This is a genomic window from Microbacterium sp. H6, assembly GCF_003314775.1.
Lineage (GTDB): Bacteria > Actinomycetota > Actinomycetes > Actinomycetales > Microbacteriaceae > Microbacterium > Microbacterium oxydans.
This window is the reverse complement of the sequence record NZ_QOAY01000300.1, coordinates 1-1,054: the sequence shown is the minus strand read 5'-3', so window position 1 is coordinate 1,054 and position 1,054 is coordinate 1. Positions and strand designations below refer to the sequence as shown.

The window sequence follows — 1,054 nt, the reverse complement described above, 5'->3', positions numbered from 1 at the left end:
GGCGCCTTCGACCGCGCGCGCGGCGGCGGGGAGCCGAGGCGGAGCCCCCCGCGTCGATGTGCGCGAGTGGGCTTCCGGCATCCGCCTCTCCGCCTTCTCCGTCATCATGCTCTCGCTGGTGGTGCTCGGTGCGTGGGTGCTGGTGCCGACGCTCGGGACCTTCATCGACCAGCGCCAGAAGATCGCAGCCCTCGAGGCCTCCGTGCAGGTGAGCGAAGACCAGATCGCGGCGCTCGAAGCCGAACGCGAGCGCTGGAACGACCCCGCGTACATCACGACGCAGGCCCGCGAGCGCCTCTATTACGTGAAACCAGGCGAGGTCGTCTACCTGATCGACAACGACCTCGATCCTGCTGCACTCCCGCGGGAGCAGGAGCCGGTGAGCGACACGCTCGTCGAGAAGCCGACGGACTGGATGCCGCAGCTGCTGCGCACCCTCGTGTCGTCCGGGCTCAGCGACACCGCCGCCGTCACTCGCTGAGCATCCGCTCCGAGCATCTTCCCCGCAGCCTCCCCTACGCTGGTGGGGTGACCACGCCGCCCTTCCCCGCCCCCACGCCCGCAGAACTCGCCGTCGTATCGGCCCAGCTCGGCCGTTCCGCCCGGGGTGTGGTGGGTATCGCGGCCCGTTGCGACTGCGGCAACCCGACGGTGGTCGCCACGACGCCGCGCCTGCCGGACGGCACGCCGTTCCCCACGTTCTACTACCTCACGCACCCTGCGGCGACGGCGGCGATGTCGACGCTGGAAGCCACCCAGGTGATGCCCGAGCTCGCCGCACTCATCGCCGAGGACGAGGACATGGCTGCGGCCTATCTCGCAGCCCACGAGGCCTACCTGGCGGATCGTGCCGAGTTCGGCGAGGTCCCCGAGATCGACGGCATCTCCGCGGGTGGCATGCCCACGCGCGTCAAGTGCCTGCACGCCCTGGCCGGGCATGCCCTGGCCGCCGGTCCTGGAGTGAACCCGATCGGCGACGCGGCGCTCGCGCGTTCCTCCTGGTCGCCCGCCGTCTGCCGCTGCGAAGACCCCGGCGCTGCCACCCGCGACGCGG

Annotated in this window: 2 protein-coding genes; both read left to right on the top strand. The window is 71.4% G+C overall.

Features of this window, described 5'->3' with window-relative positions; translation table 11 throughout:
- The coding region (locus DSP71_RS19320) for a septum formation initiator family protein (protein WP_258546561.1) at positions 1-481 on the top strand (481 nt) is incomplete at its 5' end.
- 47 nt (positions 482-528) lie between these two features.
- Positions 529-1,054: DUF501 domain-containing protein (locus tag DSP71_RS19315; RefSeq protein ID WP_113681847.1), on the top strand; the 526-nt coding region annotated here is incomplete at its 3' end.